General features: G+C 69.8%; 1 protein-coding gene. It reads right to left on the bottom strand.

The window, feature by feature from the left end; genetic code table 11:
* Positions 1–192: 192 nt before the first annotated feature.
* Positions 193–619, bottom strand: a 427-nt coding sequence (locus ACXJKJ_RS31065; RefSeq protein ID WP_457395419.1) for a DUF808 family protein, incomplete at its 5' end; no start/stop codon positions are given.

Below are 619 nucleotides of genomic sequence, written 5' to 3'. Positions count from 1 at the left end.
GCCCGGGCACACGCCGAACTGGCCGCCGTGCGCGACTGGAACGCCGGCTGACGGCGCCATCGCGCCGCATCCAGACAAGCGCCGCTTCGATTAGCGCATCGCCCTGCGGTTGGCATCCGCCGCCGGGCGCGGAATGATGATCAATCCCCCGCCCCCACCGGTAGCGCCGAGCCCTGCTCGGCGGCCTCACCCTCAATGCGCCGCTTTCTTCCCGCGCAGCTTCTGGAACCCCATCACCGCCGCCAGCACGATGGCACCGGCGATCACGCCAACCACCATGTTGCCCAGCGCGTTGACCAGCCAGCCCCAGCGGCCTTCACCACCGAGTGCCTGTACCAGGTGGTGCAGCGCCGGCACGTTGTGAACCAGGATGCCGCCACCGACCAGGAACATCGCCGCCGTCCCGGCCACCGACAGGAACTTCATCAGCCACGGCGCGGTCACCAGCAGCCCACGGCCGATCGCCGCCAGCGCCGCGCCCTTGCGCGACAGGTACAGGCCGACGTCGTCCAGCTTCACGATGCCGGCCACCAGGCCGTACACGAACACCGTCATCGCCAGGGCGATGATCACCAGCGCGGTGACCTGGTTGAGGAACGGCGCAGCGGACACCACACCC

It is taken from the genome of Roseateles sp. P5_E1, assembly GCF_054049335.1.
This window is presented reverse-complemented; position numbering and strand designations above follow the sequence as displayed.